The sequence below is a fragment of the Bacillus sp. TE9106W genome, from assembly GCF_054062215.1.
The window spans coordinates 55,990-75,241 of sequence record NZ_JBSSFA010000006.1; the positions used below are offsets into that span (position 1 = coordinate 55,990).

22 protein-coding genes are annotated in these 19,252 nt (G+C 36.3%); 21 read left to right on the forward strand and 1 reads right to left on the reverse strand.

Going from position 1 to position 19,252, the window contains the following annotated elements:
• The first annotated feature begins 42 nt into the window (after positions 1 to 42).
• The 14 genes from aroC (at position 43) to ACVWY7_RS13345 (ending at position 12,320) form a co-directional block, all read left to right on the forward strand.
• A complete protein-coding gene (gene aroC / locus ACVWY7_RS13280) occupies positions 43 to 1,215 on the forward strand; it encodes a chorismate synthase (RefSeq protein ID WP_332280584.1) in 1,173 nt (390 codons plus the stop codon).
• On the forward strand, positions 1,215 to 2,300 hold the full coding sequence (gene aroB / locus ACVWY7_RS13285; protein ID WP_456523833.1) for a 3-dehydroquinate synthase: 1,086 nt from the start codon (positions 1,215 to 1,217) through the stop codon (positions 2,298 to 2,300). Before aroC ends, aroB begins: the two co-directional genes overlap by 1 nt.
• A gap of 137 nt (positions 2,301 to 2,437) precedes the next feature.
• Entirely contained in the window at positions 2,438 to 3,550 is a 1,113-nt protein-coding gene (gene hisC, locus ACVWY7_RS13290) for a histidinol-phosphate transaminase (RefSeq protein WP_001264007.1), read from the forward strand.
• A 312-nt stretch (positions 3,551 to 3,862) separates the two neighbouring features.
• Positions 3,863 to 5,125 (forward strand): tetratricopeptide repeat protein, encoded by a 1,263-nt coding sequence (locus ACVWY7_RS13295; protein WP_001168680.1) that lies wholly within the window; start codon positions 3,863 to 3,865, stop codon positions 5,123 to 5,125.
• A gap of 73 nt (positions 5,126 to 5,198) precedes the next feature.
• Entirely contained in the window at positions 5,199 to 5,735 is a 537-nt protein-coding gene (locus ACVWY7_RS13300) for a ReoY family proteolytic degradation factor (RefSeq protein WP_001095923.1), read from the forward strand.
• Between the two features lie 154 nt (positions 5,736 to 5,889).
• Positions 5,890 to 6,345 carry a YpiF family protein gene (locus ACVWY7_RS13305; RefSeq protein WP_000871323.1) on the forward strand — a complete coding sequence of 152 codons (456 nt, stop codon included), beginning with the start codon at positions 5,890 to 5,892 and terminating at the stop codon, positions 6,343 to 6,345.
• A 143-nt stretch (positions 6,346 to 6,488) separates the two neighbouring features.
• Positions 6,489 to 7,001, forward strand: coding sequence for a menaquinol-cytochrome c reductase iron-sulfur subunit (gene qcrA / locus ACVWY7_RS13310; RefSeq protein ID WP_001290422.1), 513 nt, complete (start codon positions 6,489 to 6,491; stop codon positions 6,999 to 7,001).
• Positions 7,002 to 7,676, forward strand: a complete 675-nt coding sequence (qcrB, locus tag ACVWY7_RS13315; RefSeq protein ID WP_000932700.1) for a menaquinol-cytochrome c reductase cytochrome b subunit — start codon at positions 7,002 to 7,004, stop codon at positions 7,674 to 7,676.
• A gap of 43 nt (positions 7,677 to 7,719) precedes the next feature.
• Positions 7,720 to 8,487 (forward strand): menaquinol-cytochrome c reductase cytochrome b/c subunit, encoded by a 768-nt coding sequence (gene qcrC, locus ACVWY7_RS13320; RefSeq protein ID WP_000554610.1) that lies wholly within the window; start codon positions 7,720 to 7,722, stop codon positions 8,485 to 8,487.
• A 106-nt stretch (positions 8,488 to 8,593) separates the two neighbouring features.
• The gene (gene lhaT, locus ACVWY7_RS13325) at positions 8,594 to 9,184 is read left to right on the forward strand and encodes a lipoprotein heptaprenylglyceryl N-acetyltransferase LhaT (protein WP_002198578.1); all 591 of its coding nucleotides are present in this window, start codon (positions 8,594 to 8,596) and stop codon (positions 9,182 to 9,184) included.
• A gap of 25 nt (positions 9,185 to 9,209) precedes the next feature.
• Positions 9,210 to 9,896, forward strand: coding sequence for a lipoprotein intramolecular transacylase Lit (lit, locus tag ACVWY7_RS13330; RefSeq protein WP_000739804.1), 687 nt, complete (start codon positions 9,210 to 9,212; stop codon positions 9,894 to 9,896).
• A 107-nt stretch (positions 9,897 to 10,003) separates the two neighbouring features.
• Positions 10,004 to 10,792, forward strand: a complete 789-nt coding sequence (gene ypjB / locus ACVWY7_RS13335; protein WP_000831595.1) for a sporulation protein YpjB — start codon at positions 10,004 to 10,006, stop codon at positions 10,790 to 10,792.
• Between the two features lie 104 nt (positions 10,793 to 10,896).
• Complete coding sequence (locus ACVWY7_RS13340) at positions 10,897 to 11,577, forward strand: zinc metallopeptidase (RefSeq protein WP_000499536.1); 681 nt, start codon at positions 10,897 to 10,899, stop codon at positions 11,575 to 11,577.
• 101 nt (positions 11,578 to 11,678) lie between these two features.
• On the forward strand, positions 11,679 to 12,320 hold the full coding sequence (locus ACVWY7_RS13345) for a uracil-DNA glycosylase (protein ID WP_000876857.1): 642 nt from the start codon (positions 11,679 to 11,681) through the stop codon (positions 12,318 to 12,320).
• A gap of 28 nt (positions 12,321 to 12,348) precedes the next feature.
• On the opposite strand, the gene ACVWY7_RS13350 is transcribed toward ACVWY7_RS13345, so the two are convergent.
• Positions 12,349 to 13,230, reverse strand: coding sequence for a YitT family protein (locus tag ACVWY7_RS13350; RefSeq protein WP_000203305.1), 882 nt, complete (start codon positions 13,228 to 13,230; stop codon positions 12,349 to 12,351).
• A 382-nt stretch (positions 13,231 to 13,612) separates the two neighbouring features.
• Between ACVWY7_RS13350 and ACVWY7_RS13355 the strand changes: the two genes are divergently transcribed.
• The 7 genes from ACVWY7_RS13355 to ACVWY7_RS13385 are packed head-to-tail and all read left to right on the forward strand — an operon-like array spanning position 13,613 to position 19,167.
• On the forward strand, positions 13,613 to 13,954 hold the full coding sequence (locus tag ACVWY7_RS13355) for a nucleotide pyrophosphohydrolase (protein ID WP_002108639.1): 342 nt from the start codon (positions 13,613 to 13,615) through the stop codon (positions 13,952 to 13,954).
• A complete protein-coding gene (dapB, locus tag ACVWY7_RS13360; RefSeq protein WP_431174758.1) occupies positions 13,954 to 14,754 on the forward strand; it encodes a dihydrodipicolinate reductase in 801 nt (266 codons plus the stop codon). The genes ACVWY7_RS13355 and dapB overlap by 1 nt, the downstream gene beginning before the upstream one ends.
• Positions 14,755 to 14,768: 14 nt before the next feature.
• Positions 14,769 to 15,164, forward strand: coding sequence for a methylglyoxal synthase (gene mgsA, locus ACVWY7_RS13365; RefSeq protein WP_000684755.1), 396 nt, complete (start codon positions 14,769 to 14,771; stop codon positions 15,162 to 15,164).
• An 11-nt stretch (positions 15,165 to 15,175) separates the two neighbouring features.
• Positions 15,176 to 15,880: a bacillithiol biosynthesis deacetylase BshB1 gene (bshB1, locus tag ACVWY7_RS13370; protein WP_000015666.1), complete on the forward strand. Its 705-nt coding sequence runs from the start codon at positions 15,176 to 15,178 to the stop codon at positions 15,878 to 15,880.
• The gene (bshA, locus tag ACVWY7_RS13375) at positions 15,877 to 17,022 is read left to right on the forward strand and encodes an N-acetyl-alpha-D-glucosaminyl L-malate synthase BshA (protein ID WP_000768296.1); all 1,146 of its coding nucleotides are present in this window, start codon (positions 15,877 to 15,879) and stop codon (positions 17,020 to 17,022) included. Before bshB1 ends, bshA begins: the two co-directional genes overlap by 4 nt.
• The gene (locus tag ACVWY7_RS13380) at positions 17,009 to 18,202 is read left to right on the forward strand and encodes a CCA tRNA nucleotidyltransferase (RefSeq protein WP_431174757.1); all 1,194 of its coding nucleotides are present in this window, start codon (positions 17,009 to 17,011) and stop codon (positions 18,200 to 18,202) included. The genes bshA and ACVWY7_RS13380 overlap by 14 nt, the downstream gene beginning before the upstream one ends.
• A complete protein-coding gene (locus tag ACVWY7_RS13385; protein ID WP_001192044.1) occupies positions 18,187 to 19,167 on the forward strand; it encodes a biotin--[acetyl-CoA-carboxylase] ligase in 981 nt (326 codons plus the stop codon). The genes ACVWY7_RS13380 and ACVWY7_RS13385 overlap by 16 nt, the downstream gene beginning before the upstream one ends.
• Positions 19,168 to 19,252 lie beyond the last annotated feature (85 nt).

Genomic DNA, 19,252 nt, shown 5'->3' on the forward strand with positions numbered 1-19,252 from the left:
AATATAGCGAGATAAATACATATGCGAAAAGAGGAATAACGTATGCGATATATTACAGCTGGTGAATCTCATGGTCCACAACTTACAACGATTATAGAAGGTGTTCCAGCCGGACTACCATTAGTAGCGGATGATATAAATGAAGAGTTAGCTAGAAGGCAAAAGGGATATGGGCGTGGTAGACGCATGCAAATTGAAGTAGATCAAGTGCAAATTGTAAGTGGTGTTAGGCATGGAGAGACATTAGGTTCTCCAATTGCACTTGTTGTTGAAAACCGTGATTTTGCACATTGGATAAAAATTATGGGTGCGGAGCCGTTAACGGAAAAAGAAGAAAAAGAAATGAAAAGGAAAGTAACAAAACCAAGACCTGGACATGCTGATTTAAATGGTGCGATTAAATATGGTCATAGAGATATGAGAAATGTACTGGAACGTTCTTCAGCTCGCGAAACGACAGTGCGTGTTGCTGCTGGTGCGGTTGCTAAAAAAGTGTTAGCGGAACTTGGTATTACAGTAGCGGGCCATGTAATTGAAATTGGCGGTGTACAGGCTAAAGAGACTACGTATCGTTCAATTGAAGAATTAAAAAGTATTACAGAAGCATCACCTGTGCGCTGTTTAGATGAAGAAGCTGGTAATCAAATGATAAAAGCAATTGATGATGCGAAATCAAATGGTGATTCAATCGGTGGCATCGTGGAAGTAATTGTGGAAGGAATGCCAATTGGAGTAGGCAGCTATGTGCATTATGATCGAAAACTAGATGCAAAATTAGCAGCCGCAATAATGAGCATTAATGCCTTTAAAGGGGTCGAGATTGGAATTGGTTTTGAAGCAGCACATAGACCGGGTAGCGAAGTTCATGATGAAATTTTGTGGGATGAAGAGCATGGATATACACGAAGAACAAATAACGCGGGTGGTTTAGAAGGCGGTATGACGACTGGAATGCCAATTGTTGTGCGCGGAGTGATGAAACCGATACCTACACTATATAAACCTCTTCAAAGTGTCGATATTGATACGAAAGAGCCTTTTACAGCAAGTATTGAACGTTCAGATAGTTGTGCTGTTCCAGCAGCTAGTGTCGTTGCAGAAGCGGTTGTAGCTTGGGAGTTAGCGACAGCTTTAATAGAACAATTCGGATTAGATCGTATGGACCTTATTCGTGAAAATATTGAGAAACATAATGAATATGCGAGGGGATTTTAATGGGAAACATACATATTCAAACGAAATCAAAAGAATATGATGTATATGTAGGAAGAGAATCGTTGTCACATTTGACAACAATCGTTCAAAACATGCAGCCATCTGTATCAAATATTATGATCATTTCAGATGAAGCTGTTGCATCTTTACATTTACAGACAGCTGTAGACGCGTTGCAAATAGATCAAAAAGTATTTTCATTCGTTGTACCGAGTGGTGAAAAAGAGAAGTCCTTTGAAAATTTCTATGCGGCTCATACGTCAGCTCTTGAAAATAAATTAGATAGAAATTCTTTAATTGTTGCACTTGGAGGTGGGATGATTGGAGATTTAGCTGGTTTTGTTGCTGCGTCGTTTATGCGTGGAATTCGCTTTGTTCAAGTTCCGACGACTTTATTAGCTCACGATAGCGCGGTAGGTGGGAAAGTAGCAATCAATCATCCGTTAGGTAAAAATATGATAGGTGCATTCCATCAACCGGAAGCAGTTGTATATCATACGCCGTTTTTACAGTCTCTCCCTGAAAAAGAGTGGCGCTCAGGTTATGCAGAAGTGATAAAACATGCTCTAATTGGTGATGTAAAGCTATATCATTGGCTAAAAGAAGAAGTGCAAACATTAGCAGATCTTCGTGATGAGAAATTAATCCACATATTAACGAAGGCGATTCCTGTAAAGGCAAACATTGTAGCGCAAGATGAAACAGAAAAAGGTGTACGTGCTCATTTGAACTTTGGGCATACGTTAGGCCATGCTCTCGAAAAAGAACTAGGATACGGAAATATTACTCACGGTGATGGAGTAGCGGTTGGAATGTTATTTGCTATATTCTTAAGTGAACAAGTGTATAAGGTGAATCTTGCTTATGAAGAGATGAAGCAGTGGTTCTTGAAGTACGGCTATCCAAAAATGCCAAGTGATTTAAGTGTAGAACGCCTCGTCGGGTTGATGAAACAAGATAAGAAAGCGAATGCAGGGACAATTCATATGGTACTTATGCAGGAATATGGGGTAGTGAATGTTGTATCTATTCCTGATGAGACTGTTCATATTGCGTTAGAGGCATTTCAAAAGGATATGGTTTAAAAATAAATGATAGAGAGTAGCCATGAAGTGCTTATTTTGAGGTGTTTTCGTAATAGTGACGGTTAGGATAAAAGATTACAGTAAAGGACTAAAATTGTATTGTAATCGAATTCAATAAAATGACTGGGGGAAGAAAAATGAGAGTGAAAGAGCAATTGTTAACTTTGAGAGCATATGTACCTGGGAAAAATATTGAAGAAGTAAAAAGGGAATATGGGTTATCAAAAATTGTGAAATTGGCATCGAACGAAAATCCGTTCGGTTGCTCAGCACGCGTAACAGAAGCATTAACTTCTTTAGCGAGTCAATATGCTCTTTATCCAGATGGACATGCCTTTGAACTTCGGACACAAATAGCAAAACATTTAGGTGTTAAAGCGGAACAACTGTTATTTGGTAGTGGATTAGATGAAGTTATTCAAATGATTAGTCGTGCGTTACTACACGAAGGAACAAATGTTGTAATGGCGAATCCAACATTCTCGCAATACCATCACCATGCTGTTATTGAAGGAGCAGAAGTTCGTGAAGTATCACTTAAAGATGGCATTCACGATTTAGATGCGATGTTACAGCAAGTAGATGATCAAACGAAGATTGTATGGATTTGTAACCCGAATAATCCGACAGGTACATATGTAGAAAAACAAAAATTACTTTCATTTTTAGAATCAGTTCCTAAGTCAGCGCTTGTTATTATGGACGAAGCATATTATGAATATGCGGGAGCAGAAGACTATCCGCAAACATTACCACTTCTTGAAAAGTATGAAAATCTTATGGTATTACGTACGTTTTCAAAAGCATATGGTCTAGCTGCTTTCCGTATCGGATATGCAGTTGGTAATACGGAGTTAATCGGGCAGTTAGAAGTAGCGAGGTTACCATTTAATACATCGACTGTAGCGCAATCTGTAGCACTTGCTGCATTAGAAGATCAAGCATTTTTACAAGAATGTGTGAAAAAGAATGAAGAAGGATTACATCAATATTACGCATTTTGTAAGGAATATAACGTATTCTATTATCCATCTCAAACAAATTTCATTTTCTTAAAACTCGGTATTCCTGGTAATGAAGCTTTCGAACGATTAATGAAAAAAGGATATATTGTTCGTTCTGGTGCTGCATTTGGTATCGATGATGGCATTCGTATTACTGTCGGTTTGAAAGAAGAAAATGATGAAATTATAGAGTTACTGAAAGAACTTGTAAATGAGCAAGTACAGAAAGAGGAAACATATTCTTAAGAGATTGTGAAGGCTCCTATTAGAGGAGTCTTTTTTATCGCATTAAAAAAGTTGAAGTTTGGTAATTAAGTTGTTCTGTAAATTACGATTTGTATGGCTCGATAATTAGTGGGAGAAGTTATTTGCACGGTCATAAAAGAAAGCGGTACAATAGAAGAAGATAAGAAGGTATCGGTATCATATCCGAACCTTTTGAACAATTAACTACTCTGTAAGAAGAAGCATGCACATTCTAAAGGTTGCGTTCTAACAATGAGTTGCTTATGATAAATGAACAGAAAAGAATATTTTTTAGAATTAAAGGAGACGTTTATGCAAAAGTTTGAACAAGCTGTTTCATATATTGAAAATGGTGAAGCGGAAAAAGGATTACAATTGTTAAAAGAACAATTAAAAATTGCGAATGATGAAGAGAAGTATGATATCGCTCGCTATTATCATACACTTGGATTTACGGATGAAGCGTTATCTATTACAGAAGACTTGCGTTTATTGTATCCAGAAGAAAGTGAATTCACTGTATTTTTAGCAGAATTATATATTGATCTAGACAAAGAAGATGAAGCGATTGAAGTGCTTCATGATATTCCAGAAAATGATGATTTATATGTTCAATCGTTATTACTAGTTGCGGATTTATTCCAAATGCAAGGTTTTGATGATGTAGCAGAACAAAAACTATTAAAGGCGAAAGAAATGATGCCTGACGAACCTGTCATTACGTTTGGATTAGCAGAGTTATATAGTAGTAAAGGTGAAGAACAAAAGGCAATCACTTATTATGAGTCGCTATTAGCGGAACATAAAGTAATGGGTGGTGTTGTCATTGCACTACGCCTTGGAGAAACGTTAAGTGCGATTGGAAATTGGGAAGAGGCGATTTCTTACTACGAAGCAGGTTTAGAAGAACAAAAAGATATTCACTCATTGTTTGGATATGCCTTCACATTATATCAAGGTGAAGAATACCAAAGAGCAATTGGTGCTTGGCAAGAACTAAAAGAATTAGATCCTGAGTATGCATCCCTTTACATGTATTTAGCGAAAAGCTATGAAAAAGAAGGAATGCTTCAAGAAAGCTATGAAACACTTCATGAAGGAATTAAAGTAGATGAACTTTCTGTACCATTTTATGTAGAATTAGCGAACATTGCAGCGAAATTAGGGAAAATAGCGGAAGCAGAGGAAGTGCTTCAAAAAGCGCTTGAGTTAGATCCAGGACATTTAGGTGCAACATTAAAATATGCATATATCTTAAAGGAACAAGAAAAGTATGAAGAGCTAATTGCCGTTGTAGAGCGTGCTATCGATAGTGGAGAACCAGATACACAACTACTTTGGGATCTTGCGTATGCAAAAAAACAATTAGAAATGTATTCTGATGCATTAAAACACTATGAAAGTGCATATACTTCTTTTAAGAATCATCCAGACTTCTTGGAAGAGTACGGTTATTTCTTATTGGAAGAAGGTATGCGAAAAGAGGCGAAAGAAGTATTTACTCAGTTAATACAACTAGACCCGACACAAATTCATATTGAAGAATTGTTATATAATTTAGAGGATTTTTCATAAGTTGGAAGGAAACTGAATACCGCTTCTTGAATCTAAAAAGAAAAGAGAAAGACAGAGGAGGGACTTAATTGCTATGAATACCCCTGTTTCTGTAAACGAGAAGAAGGATTTTGTAAAATGGTTTTTGAATAATTACCAACTGAAACAGCGTGAATGTGTATGGATTTTGAATTACTTAATGAGTCACGACCAATTGATGCATAAAGTCCACTTCGTAGAGCATGCAAAATATTGTCCGCGTGGCTTAGTAATGTCCGCGAATTGTGTAAAAGACACACCGTTTCACTTTTTTAAACAAAATGTTATGACAACAGATGCTGAAAAATCGTTTCATGATATTCGCTTAAATCGAGATGAGGATATTTATATTCAACTCAATTTTAAATCATCGTTTCAAAATGCCAATTACGTAGCTGTATTAGAAGAAAACCCGTATTTACCAAAGCACATTGAAGTAAATGAAAAAGATCGTTTACTTGCAGAAAGATTTTTAGAAGAAAGTGTATTTTCTTTTAGAAGAGAACGTCTTTTGAAACAAATTGATGAAGCGCTGGATAAGCAAGATAAGGAAGCGTTTCATAGGTTAACAGCGGAGTTAAAGATGTTATAGAATTCATTTGGATTCATAAAATTTTACAAATTTCAGACTTTTTCAAGAAAAACTACCTTAATATAGGTAGTTTTTCTTTTTTTACCTCTTTTAGTATGGTTTAATATATATAAAGTGAAAGTTCTGTCATTTATAGGTGGGGGAGGGAAGACATTTGAAATGGATTGTAAAAGATGTGGAACAGTTTGAGCAAGCAAGAGAATATGTAGATACAGGTGTTATACCACTTTTATCAATTTCGGCAGCGAAAGAAATGAAAACGGTAGTAGAACAAGGTGAATTTATTGAATTGTTGAGTAGGGAGTTGGAAAGAGAATATAAAGGAAGAGTCCTTTTACTACCTGCATTTACGTATTTAGTAGAAAGTCAAAAAAATGAAAAAGGTCGTTTGCAAGAATGGACAAAGCATTTACAAAAGCAAGGTTTTAAGCATATTGCTTATGTTACAAGTGATTTTTCATGGAAAGAAGATATGCAAGAATTACAGGGGGATTTATTTTGGTTTCCTTCGTTAGCGTTAGAACAATTTAGTGATCAAGCGAAAAGAGAAGTGATTCATGCACATATAAAAAATGTAATGGTGATGCTAGAAGAAAAATGGGGAAAATAATAATAAACAGAAAGTTCTTATTATTATGAGTAGTATGATATTGACCTGTGCATGAGCGTATTATATCATGATAGTGTCCTAGTTTTTATTTTTTATATAATTTATCACGAGGGGACAATTTCTGATAGAGGGGGGAAATTTTCGTGAGCGAGAAAGAACATCGTGTGTCAAGAAGACAGTTTTTAAATTATACCCTTACAGGGGTAGGAGGCTTTATGGCGGCGGGTATTTTAATGCCGATGACGCGATTTGCGCTTGATCCGGTGTTAAGAAAAGAAGCGGGAACGGATATGGTTGCTGTTGCACAAGTAAAGGATATTACAACAGAGCCGAAACGTTTCGACTTTAAGGTGAAGCAGGTTGATGGTTGGTACAAGTCCGAAGAGCCAAAATCAGCTTGGGTTCATAAAGATGAAAGCGGAGACATTGTTGCGTTCTCTCCAGTATGTAAACATTTAGGATGTACAGTGAACTGGAATTCGGACAAATCACATCCGAATCAATTCTTTTGTCCATGTCACGGGGGTCGTTATACAAAAGATGGGATGAACATTAAAGGTACGCCGCCCATTGCACCACTTGATGTATACGAATCTAAAGTGAAAGACGGGACGCTGTATTTAGGTAAAGCGAAGCCAAGAGGGGGTGCAAAGTAGATGCTAAATAAAATTTATGATTGGGTAGATGAAAGATTAGATATTACACCAATATGGCGCGATATCGCTGATCATGAAGTACCTGAGCATGTAAACCCGGCACATCACTTCTCTGCATTCGTTTATTGTTTTGGAGGACTTACCTTTTTCGTTACTGTAATTCAAATTTTATCTGGAATGTTTTTGACGATGTATTATGTGCCTGATATTAAAAATGCATGGGAATCAGTTTATTATTTACAAAATGAGGTTGCGTACGGACAAATTGTTCGTGGTATGCACCACTGGGGTGCTAGTCTCGTCATTGTAATGATGTTTTTACATACACTTAGGGTTTTCTTCCAGGGTGCGTATAAAAAGCCTCGTGAGTTAAACTGGATTGTTGGTGTTCTTATTTTCTTTGTTATGTTAGGTCTTGGTTTTACCGGATATTTATTACCATGGGATATGAAAGCGTTATTTGCTACGAAAGTAGGGATTCAAATTGCAGAGCAAACACCGCTCATTGGTCCTTATATTAAAACATTACTCGCTGGTCATTCCGAAATTGTTGGCGCTCAAACATTAACTCGCTTCTTTGCTATTCACGTCTTCTTCTTACCAGCAGCACTTCTAGGTTTAATGGCCTTCCACTTCATCATGATTCGCAAACAAGGTATTTCCGGTCCACTATAAGAGATTGCTAAATTAAAGGGGAAAGAACTAAAGGAGGGAGATTATGCATCGCGGCAAAGGGATGAAGTTTGTAGGAGATTCTCGGGTACCAGTAGCTCGGAAGCCTAATATTCCGAAAGACTATTCTGAATACCCAGGAAAAACAGAAGCATTTTGGCCGAACTTCTTGTTAAAAGAATGGATGGTAGGTGCAGTTTTTTTAATCGGTTATTTATGTTTAACAGTGGCACATCCGTCACCACTTGAGAGAATGGCGGATCCAACTGATGCCGGATATATACCACTTCCAGATTGGTATTTCTTATTCTTGTATCAGTTATTAAAGTATTCTTATGCTTCTGGCTCATTTACTGTAATTGGAGCGTTTATTATGCCAGGGATTGCCTTTGGCGCATTACTATTAGCTCCATTTCTTGATCGAGGTCCAGAAAGACGCCCATTGAAGCGTCCTGTAGCAACAGGATTTATGCTTTTATCAGTTGCATCGATTATCTTTTTAACTTGGGAATCTGTAGCGCACCACGACTGGGAAGCTGCAAAAAAACAAGGAGCAATTGTAAAAACAGTACCAGTTGATAAAAATGATGATGGCTATAAGTTAATGCAAAAAAATACTTGTTTAACATGTCACGGTGACAATTTACAGGGCGGGGCAGCAGCACCGGCACTGCAAAACTTAACTTTAAAGCCAGAAGAAATTGCTAAAATTGCGAAAGATGGAAAAGGTGCGATGCCAAAAGATATATTTAAAGGTACCGATGAGGAGCTGAAGAAGCTTTCGGAATTCATTGCAAAGTATAATAAAAAGTAATAGGGAGCTGACTACAAAATTTGTAGTCAGCTTTTTATTTTGATGAAAGAAAGTTTACTATATAATAGAGTAGAGTTTGATGAAAGAAAGGTGTTGGACATACAGCTTGGTTTACATGTATGCAATATTAAGGCAACGCTCGGTATTGTTATTTTTATTAGTTGTTAACTTATTAGGTACAATTTACGGATTTATATGGTATGGGAATCAATTAAAAGAAACTTCTCCTATATTTTGGCCGTTTGTACCCGATAGCCCTATGGCGAGTCTCTTTTTTGTCTTTGTTTTAATTGCTTTTTTAATCAAGAGAAACTGGGGATTAATAGAGGCGCTAGCGATTGTTACTTTAATAAAATATGGAATATGGGCTGTTGTTGTAAATGGGGTTATGATTTATGTAAAAGGTCCTATTGGTTTTATCGGGTATATGTTAATGCTTTCGCATTTTGCGATGGCAGTACAAGCAGTGCTATATGCACCGTTTTACCGTATAAAAAAATGGCATTTTGCGGTAGCAGCTATATGGACATTACATAATGATGCAATTGATTATTTATTTTGGCAAATGCCGAGATATGGAATTATGCATTTGTTTGTAGGAGAAATTGGTTATTTTACGTTTTGGCTAAGTATTACTGTGCTATGTATTACATATTATTATTGCTTACGTGAGAACCGAAAACAGTTTTCTTTATGATAGTTAGAATATGTAGGGGGAGAAAATGAAGAAAAATAAGACTGGTACAAAAATATTGAATCGATTGATTACGATAGTTGTTTCATATAGCATAGCATTTTCTATATTTGCACTCGCAACAACGGCGGTTGTATACGGAAAATGGCTATATTATTTTGAAATTGATTTTTTAAACATTCCAGATTTAGCGGATATGACGAAAGGTGACATTAAAAGAAATTATAATGTGCTGATCACATATTTATCGCCATTTTATGACGGAGCATTACATTTGCCAACACTAGATATGTCTACAAATGGCCGTATTCATTTTGTAGATGTGAAAAACATTTTAGTAAAGATTCAATATGTAATGTATGCAACAATTATGATTGCAATGATAGGCGGCATGTATTTGTTAAAAAAGAAAAATGAAAAGTTTTTACTACATGGATCTATTTTAACAATCATTTTTCCGATAGCGTTAATGTTACCTATTGCTATTAATTTTGAAAAGAGTTTTGTGATATTCCATAAGCTTTTATTCAGTAATGATTATTGGGTTTTTGATCCTGAGAAGGATCCGATTATATTAATGTTACCAGAAGAATTCTTTATGCATGCTGCGTGTGCTATTTTATTATTCATTTTATTTGGTAGCATACTTTGTTACAGTTTGTATAGATACTTTTTAAAAAAGAAAAGGATGTCAAATAAAAAATTCTCTGCTTAAAGAGAATTTTTTTGTTTGTAAAACGATAATATATTTTTCGGTCCAGTTCTGTTCTATTCTTGTCCACATTAACATATTTTGTACTAGTAGTTATAGGGGGGACCGTGATGAAGAGAACATTAATTGGACTGATTGCATTTCTAATTATCATGTTTCCGTTACGTATATATGCTGAGGAGTGGAGTGAACTAACAGGTTTGTTAGATGACTCATTACAATTAGTGAAGCGTAATGAAGATGAAAAAGCAGTACAAGTACTACAACATTTTTCGGAGCAGTTTGTAATAAAGGGGAATGAAAAGAAGCAGGAAGTAACGCCAGATCAAGTTAGAGTTATTTCTTTAGCTTACGACAAGGCGAAACAATCTCTCGCGGAAGAAGATGTAAGGAAACAAGTTAAAATTGATAATGTGTTAGCCCTGCAGCTCGCTGTCGATGCGCAAGTATCGAAATATCAACCACTTTGGATGGAAAGAGAAGGAAAAGTAATGGATGCCTTTTCTCAAATGGAAAAAGCGATGAAAAAAGAAGATACGGGACAGTTTCAACAAACGTTAAACACATTTTTACATGAATTTAATATTATTTATCCAAGCTTAATGATTGCCTTGCCAGAAAATGAAGTGCAGCGTGTAAATGCCCATTTATCTTATTTGGATGAATTTCGTAACGTTATGTTAAAAACAAAAGGTGGGCAAATGCAATTAGGAATCATTAAAGGGGATTTGCAAAAAATATTTCATACAGTAAAAAAAGATGAAATTGCACCTTCTCTCATTTGGTTTATGACAATTACTGGAGGTCTTATTTTATTCACATTAACTTATGTTGGGTGGAGAAAGTATAAAGGAGAGAGAGAAAAAAGAAAAAGTAATGTCCATTCTAAGAATAGATAATGTAATAAATAAAGATACGGATTGTAAGGTTTATTCATTGACAATGGTGGCAGAAGAAAATAGAATGAGAAGTACTATAATTAAAACTTCAATGGAGGTTCATGATGTTTTATTTAATTTACTTCGCGATCATTTTGATCATACCGTTGTATGCACAGTCAAAAGTACGTAGTGCCTATAGCAAGTATTCACAAGTTTATTCAACATCAGGTATGACAGGAGCAGAAGTGGCTCGGAAAATTTTGGATGAAAATGGATTATACAATGTAGCTGTTGAAGAAACACCAGGTCATTTATCAGACCACTATGATCCAACTGCGAAAACAGTTCGATTATCAACAGATAACTATTACGGTCATTCAGTTGCTGGTACAGCAGTTGCAGCACACGAAGTAGGACACGCAATTCAAGATGCAAAAGATTATAACTTTATGCGTATTCGTCATTCGTTAGTGCCAGTTGCAAACTTTGGTTCAAATATTTCTTGGATATTTATTATGATCGGTATTTTTGCATCAATGGCTAATATGATATTTTTAGGTATCATTTTAATGGCAGCAGGTGTTGTGTTCCAACTCGTTACATTACCAGTTGAGTTTGATGCATCAAAGCGTGCGATGCAACAAATTGAAGCGTTAGGAATCGTATCAACAGATGAATATGGCCAAGCCCGTAAAGTATTAAATGCGGCAGCATTAACATATGTAGCAGCTGCAGCTGTAGCAGTATTTGAATTATTACGTCTCGTATTAATTTATACTGGTATGCAGCGTAGCGACGACTAAAGACTATCAATTTTGATAGTCTTTTTTGTTTTATGGATTGAATTATATAATGTATTGCAAATAGAAATAATAGAAGTAATGCGGAAAGGCGGTGGGGGGAAATGAAATATCCAGACCATTTAGTAAAACAGGTGAAAGAGCGTAGTGCTCCTTATCAATTAGAAGGTTTTTTAAGTGGACAAGGCCCTGAAAATCCGAAATTTATGTTGTTAGGAGAAGCGCCTGGTGAAACAGAAATTCATAATGGGATTCCGTTTAGCGGGAGAGCGGGAAAACAATTAATGGGTTTTTTAGAACGTATTCACGTTACAAGGGAAGAAGTATATATTACGAGTGCTGTTCGGAGTAGACCTTATAAGTGGCGAGAGAAAAAAGAACGAAATGGTTCTATTATACAAAAAAAGTATAATAGAACGCCAAATCAAGGAGAAATAGTTGCCCATGCACCTTTGTTAGATTATGAATTAGAGAAACTAAATCCGAAGCTAATCGTCACGCTTGGCAATATCGGTCTTCAACGTTTAACAGGAAAAGATAAAAAAATCACAGATGTACACGGGCAATTATTAAAACAGCCCATTCAAAAATTAAAGGATATGCAAAGTGCAGAATTTACATGGTCAGAGAAAGAATATCATATTTTTCCGACCTTCCATCCTGCTTCCATTTTTTATAATCGGAGCTTATTGGAACTTATTTATGAGGATTTAGAGAAACTTAAGCAATATGTAATAAAAAACTAGAAAAGCTAAAAAGCTTTTCTAGTTGTGTTTATGTATGTAATGGGTTTTTATTTTCATCCAACGTAAAACCTTCACCAACTACATCATGTACGTCACTTACTGCAACAAATGCATGAGGATCTACAGAAGTAATAATATTTTTTAATTTCACAATTTCATTTTTAGCAACAACGCAATACAATACGTTCCGTTCCACTTTTGTATAAGATCCAACAGCTTTTAAAAAGGTTGCTCCGCGCTCCATCTCAGATAAAATCTTAGCAGCAATTTCATCGTTTTTATCTGAGATAATAGTTGCTCCTTTTGCTGCATAGGCTCCTTCTTGCATAAAATCAATGACTTTCGCCCCGATAAAAACAGCAACTAACGTATACATACCCTCGCGATATGATAAATAGGTAAGGATAGAGACGATAATGACGATAGCATCAAACATAAACATCGTTTTCCCCATACTCCAGCCAACATATTTATGAGCGAGTCTCGCAATAATATCTACACCGCCAGTAGTTCCGCCGTATTTAAATATGATCCCGAGACCGATACCAATAAATGCCCCAGCAAATAAAGCTGCGAGTGTCATATCATTTTGTAAGTTTAAATGTAAGTTGAGAACTTCGTAACGCTGAAAAATCCATAGAAATAAAGATACGCTAAAGGTACCGATTAGTGTATAGATAAACGTTGTTCTTCCAAGTAATTTCCAACCAATGAAAAATATAGGGATATTTAAAATTAAGTTTGAATAAGAAGGATCAAACTTAAATAGAAAATACAATAATAGTGTAATACCGGTAAATCCACCTTCTGCAAGGTGATTTTCAATATTGATATTCACAATACCGAAAGAAAAAATAGCGGAACCGATTAAAATAAAAATGATATTTCGAATCTTCAAATTTGATGTCATATAGAAATCCCCCTAATTATGTAAATGGCATTGCTCCGCTGAAACGGTAAAACATAATGATAAGTAATTTCTAGTTGCTAGTGAAAATAGTGAAGGCTATAAAAATCGATTGGTTCTGGTTGATTTTTTGCCAAAAACGCAAAAGAAGTTTCACTTTACCCCGTTCCAACGGCTGGTAGGAGATAAAGCTTTGAAGAAAGGCAAACCAGCCGTAGGAACCCGATTGGTGCGGGCTGATCTTTTGCAAAAAAGGCAAAAGAAGTTTCACTTTATTATAATCTTTCCCAAAAAGGGTCGCAAATAGGTGTTTGGCGGGGAATAATATTTGTCAAATCGCGATGAATTGGCTAACATGAAAGAGGAAGGATTAGAGGTGAATTGTATGGAAGCGAAAACGATGAAGGATATGCAGAAAGAAGTTGATGCATATATTGGTCAGTTTAAAGAAGGTTATTTCAGTCCACTTGCAATGATGGCTCGTTTAACGGAAGAAATGGGGGAGCTTGCAAGAGAGGTTAATCATTATTATGGTGAGAAACCGAAGAAAACAACTGAAAAAGAACGTAGTATTGAAGAAGAGCTTGGAGATGTATTATTTGTTATGATTTGTATGGCAAATAGTTTAAATATTGATTTAGAAACAGCACATAACATTGTAATGAATAAATTTAATACTCGCGATAAAGATCGCTGGACACGTATTGATGAGGGAGAGAAAGAATAATGAAAGAAATTAAAGTAATTATCGCTGGACCAAGAGGACGTATGGGACATGAAGCAGTTCTTCTTATGGAAAGAACGGAACATTTTAATTTAGTAGCAGCAGTGGATTATAAGCATGGTGGAGAGAAAATCTCTGATTTACCGGGAATGCCAGCGCTAGATGCACCTATTTACGCAGATTTACATACTTGTTTAGAGGAAGTAGAAGCAGATGTGTTGTTAGATTTAACAACTCCAGAAGTTGGGAAACAACACGTTACACTAGCAGTTGAGCGTGGACTTCGTTCTGTTATTGGTACAACTGGATTTACAGAAGAAGAGCTAAAACAATTAACCGAGACTGCGAAAGAAAAAGAAGTAGGAACAATTATCGCTCCAAACTTTGCAATTGGTGCAGTTCTTATGATGAAATTCTCACAAATGGCAGCGAAATACTTCCAAGATGTTGAAGTAATTGAATTGCATCATGATCAAAAACTAGATGCACCATCTGGTACAGCGGTAAAAACAGTAGAATTGATTCGTCAAAATCGTGAATCAAAGCAGCAAGGTCATCCAAATGAAGTAGAGCAACTAGAAGGGGCTCGTGGTGCAAATGTAGACGGCATTCATATTCATAGTGTACGTTTACCAGGACTTATTGCACACCAAGAAGTAATGTTTGGTGGAGACGGACAAATGTTAACAGTTCGTCATGATTCATTCAATCGTGCATCATTTATGTCTGGTGTAAAACTATCAATTGAGACAGTAATGAATCTAGATCATCTTGTGTACGGTTTAGAAAATATTATCGACTAAAGGGGAGACAATGGATGAAAATTGCCTTAATCGCACATGACAAAAAGAAAGACGACATGGTTTCGTTTGCATACGCATATAAACCAATTTTTGAACAACATGAATTATTTGCAACAGGAACGACAGGACTTCGTATTATGGAAGCGACCGGCTTAGTTGTAACAAGATATCAATCTGGTCCTCTTGGCGGCGATCAAGAAATTGGGGCAATGATTGCAAAAAATGATTTAGACATGGTAATTTTCTTCCGCGATCCATTAACAGCACAACCGCATGAACCGGATGTGAATGCATTGCTTCGTTTATGTGATGTATATGCAATTCCACTTGCGACGAATATGGCAAGTGCTGAAATGTTAATGCACGCATTAGAGCGAGGAGATTTAGATTACCGCAAGTTAAGAAAATGAGGGGAACAATTATGAGTGGATTACATATATTAGCGTTTGGTGCCCATGCCGATGATGTTGAAATCGGCATGGCGGGTACTATTGCTAAATATACGAAGCAAGGGTATGAAGTAGGTATTTGTGATTTAACAGAAGCTGATCTTTCTTCTAACGGAACGATAGAGTTAAGAAAAGAAGAAGCAAAGGCGGCAGCTCGTATAATGGGAGTAAAAACGAGACTAAATTTAGCGATGCCAGACCGTGGTTTGTATATGAAAGAAGAGTATATACGTGAAATTGTAAAGGTAATTCGTACATATAAACCAAAACTAGTTTTTGCGCCGTATTATGAAGATCGTCATCCAGATCATGCAAATTGTGCAAAACTTGTGGAAGAAGCTATTTTTTCAGCGGGAATTCGCAAATATATGCCAGAGGTTCCACCACATCGTGTGGAGTCTTTTTATCATTATATGATTAATGGTTTTCATAAACCGAATTTTTGTATAGATATTAGTGAATACGTATCGCAAAAAGTGGAAGCATTAGAAGCGTATGAAAGTCAGTTTTCAACAGGGAGTGATGGTGTGAAAACGCCGTTAACAGAAGGTTACGTTGAAACTGTAGTCGCTCGTGAGAAAATGTTTGGAAAAGAAGTTGGAGTCTTATATGCCGAAGGATTTATGAGTAAGAAGCCGGTTTTATTACATGCTGATTTAATAGGGGGATGTAAATGAAATTAAAAATAGGTATTACATGTTATCCTTCTGTAGGTGGTTCTGGAGTTGTTGGAACAGAATTAGGAAAGCAATTAGCGGAACGCGGGCATGAAATTCATTTTATTACATCGGGTTTACCATTCCGGTTAAATAAAGTGTATCCAAACATTTATTTTCATGAAGTGACGGTAAATCAATACTCTGTATTTCAATATCCACCATACGATTTAGCGTTAGCGAGTAAAATGGCAGAGGTTGCACAAAGAGAAAACCTAGACATTTTACATGTGCATTACGCAATACCACATGCCATTTGTGCTTATTTAGCAAAACAAATGATTGGAGAGCGTATTAAAATTGTTACAACCTTGCATGGAACAGATATTACTGTGTTAGGATCCGACCCTTCGCTAAATAATTTAATTCGTTTTGGTATTGAGCAATCTGATGTTGTGACAGCTGTCTCGCATTCATTAATTAACGAAACGCATGAGCTTGTAAAACCAAATAAAGACATTCAAACGGTATATAACTTTATAGACGAACGTGTATATTTCAAACGTGATATGACCCAATTAAAGAAAGAATACGGTATAAGTGAGAGTGAAAAGATACTCATTCACATTTCAAACTTCCGTAAAGTGAAACGTGTGCAAGATGTTGTGCAGGCATTTGCTAAAATTGTTACAGAAGTAGATGCGAAGTTGCTTCTTGTTGGAGATGGACCAGAATTTTGCACGATTTTACAGTTGGTGAAAAATTTACATATTGAAGATCGCGTCTTATTCTTAGGGAAGCAAGATAATGTTGCAGAACTACTTGCGATGAGTGATTTAATGTTGCTTTTATCAGAGAAGGAGAGTTTTGGTCTTGTTTTATTAGAAGCGATGGCGTGTGGTGTACCTTGTATCGGAACAAGGGTTGGAGGTATTCCAGAAGTCATTCAACATGGTGATACAGGATATTTATGTGAAGTTGGCGATACAACAGGAGTGGCAGATCAAGCCATTCAGCTATTAAAGGATGAAGAACTTCACCGTAATATGGGAGAGCGAGCGAGAGAAAGTGTTTACGAGCAGTTTCGCTCTGAAAAAATCGTCTCACAATATGAAACGATTTACTATGATGTACTAAGGGATGACAAAAATGGAAAGATTTAAAAAAGCTAGTTCTATTATTGAGACTTTAAAGCAGCAAGGACATGAGGCTTACTTTGTCGGTGGAAGCGTAAGAGACCTTATTATCGATAGGCCGATTGGAGATATTGATATTGCGACATCTGCTTTACCAGAAGAAGTGATGGCTATATTTCCAAGACATGTTCCTGTTGGTCTTGAACATGGAACTGTAATTGTAGTAGAAAATGGTGAGCCTTATGAGGTAACCACTTTTCGAACAGAGAGTGAATATGAAGATTTTCGAAGACCTAGTAGTGTTCAATTTGTTCGTTTATTAGAAGAGGATTTAAAACGTCGTGATTTCACAATGAATGCAATTGCCATGACAGAAGAAGGCGAAATGGTCGATTTATTTGCAGGACAGGAAGCGATTCAAAAGAGAGAAATTGTGACAGTGGGAAATGCTGCGGATCGTTTTCAAGAAGATGCCCTGCGAATGATGCGTGGTATTCGGTTCGTAAGTACGTTAGGTTTTTCTTTAGAGACGAAAACGAAACAAGCAATTGAAACATATGGACATTTGCTGGAACATATAGCAATTGAGAGAATTACAGTGGAGTTTGAAAAACTGTTAACTGGCACATATTGCGTGAAGGGTCTCAAAGAATTAGTGGAAACGAAACTATATTCTCATCTGCCATATCTACAAATGTCAGAAGAGAGATTATTAAAAGCTACGCAGTATAACTGGGATTCTTTTGAAACAGACATTGAGACATGGTCGTTTTTCTTATATTGTATTGGAGAAGAACATCCATCTGTCTTTTTACGTCAATGGAAGTTTTCAAATAAAAAAATAAAAGATATCGTCGCAGTTTTATTAACAATCCGTAAGAGAAAGGAGAAGGATTGGGATACAGTTTTTCTTTATAAAACGGGAATTCATATAGCTGAAATGGCAGAAAGAGTATATGAAGCGATGATGGAAAGCTATGATCATACATCTGTTGAACGGGTACAAACGTTGTTTCAAGCATTGCCAATCAAAAGTCGACAAGAGATGGATGTGACTGGGAATGATTTGTTAAACTGGGCAAGTAAAAAACCCGGTCCATGGGTTGCTGAAATGATTCAAAAGATTGAGGAAGCAATCGTACAAGGAAATGTAGTTAATGAGAAAGAGTGTATAAGGGAGTGGCTGCAAGGATGCAATCTACTATAAGAAAGCAGTTATTGCAAGTTTTTTCTGAGGCGGATGGAGAGTTTGTATCTGGCCAAACGATTAGTGATAAACTTGGTTGCTCGAGAACCGCTGTATGGAAACATATGGAGGACCTTCGGAATGAGGGCTACGAACTTGAAGCAGTGCGTCGATTAGGTTATCGAATTGCAAGTAAGCCAGACAAAGTGACTGCGAATGAAATACAGTTAGGGTTACAAACGAAACATATTGGTAGAACAGTGTATTTTGAAGAGTCTGTTGAATCAACGCAGCATATTGCAGCAAAGCTTGCTTATGAAGGTGCAGAAGAAGGAACAATTGTTGTGGCAGAAGAACAAACAGCGGGTAGAGGTCGTTTAAGCAGAAAATGGCACTCTCCAAAAGGAACGGGAATTTGGATGAGTATTATTTTACGTCCGTCAATCCCAGTTCATCATGCACCACAACTTACTTTGTTAGCCGCTGTTAGCGTTGCGCAAGCAATTGAAAAATGCACAGGTGTAAACGTAGGAATAAAATGGCCGAATGATATTTTAATTCAAGGAAAAAAGGCTGTAGGTATATTAACAGAAATGCAGGCTGATCCTGATAAAATTAATGCTGTCATTATGGGTATTGGTATTAATGCGAATCAAAAGCAAGAACATTTTGATGAGGAAATTCAGCATATTGCTACTTCTTTAGCGATTGAATCTGGTAAGCCAATTGTTCGTGCAGAGCTTATGCAACAAATCTTTTTACAACTAGAAAAATTATATGAAGAGTATTTACAAAATGGTTTCTCTGTTATTAAAATTCTTTGGGAAAGTTACGCTGTAAGCATTGGGAAAGAAATTACCGCTCGAACGATGAGAGAGACGATTACGGGTGTAGCAAAAGGAATTACAGAGGATGGTGTATTGCTCCTAGAAGACCATGAAGGAAAAGTACATCATATTCATTCTGCGGATATCGAAATTAAGTAAAAGAAGTTCCTCTTTTGGAACTTCTTTTTTATTTCCATATTAATAAAATCTTTTAATATTTAAGTTTCATTTTAAAAGATCGTCC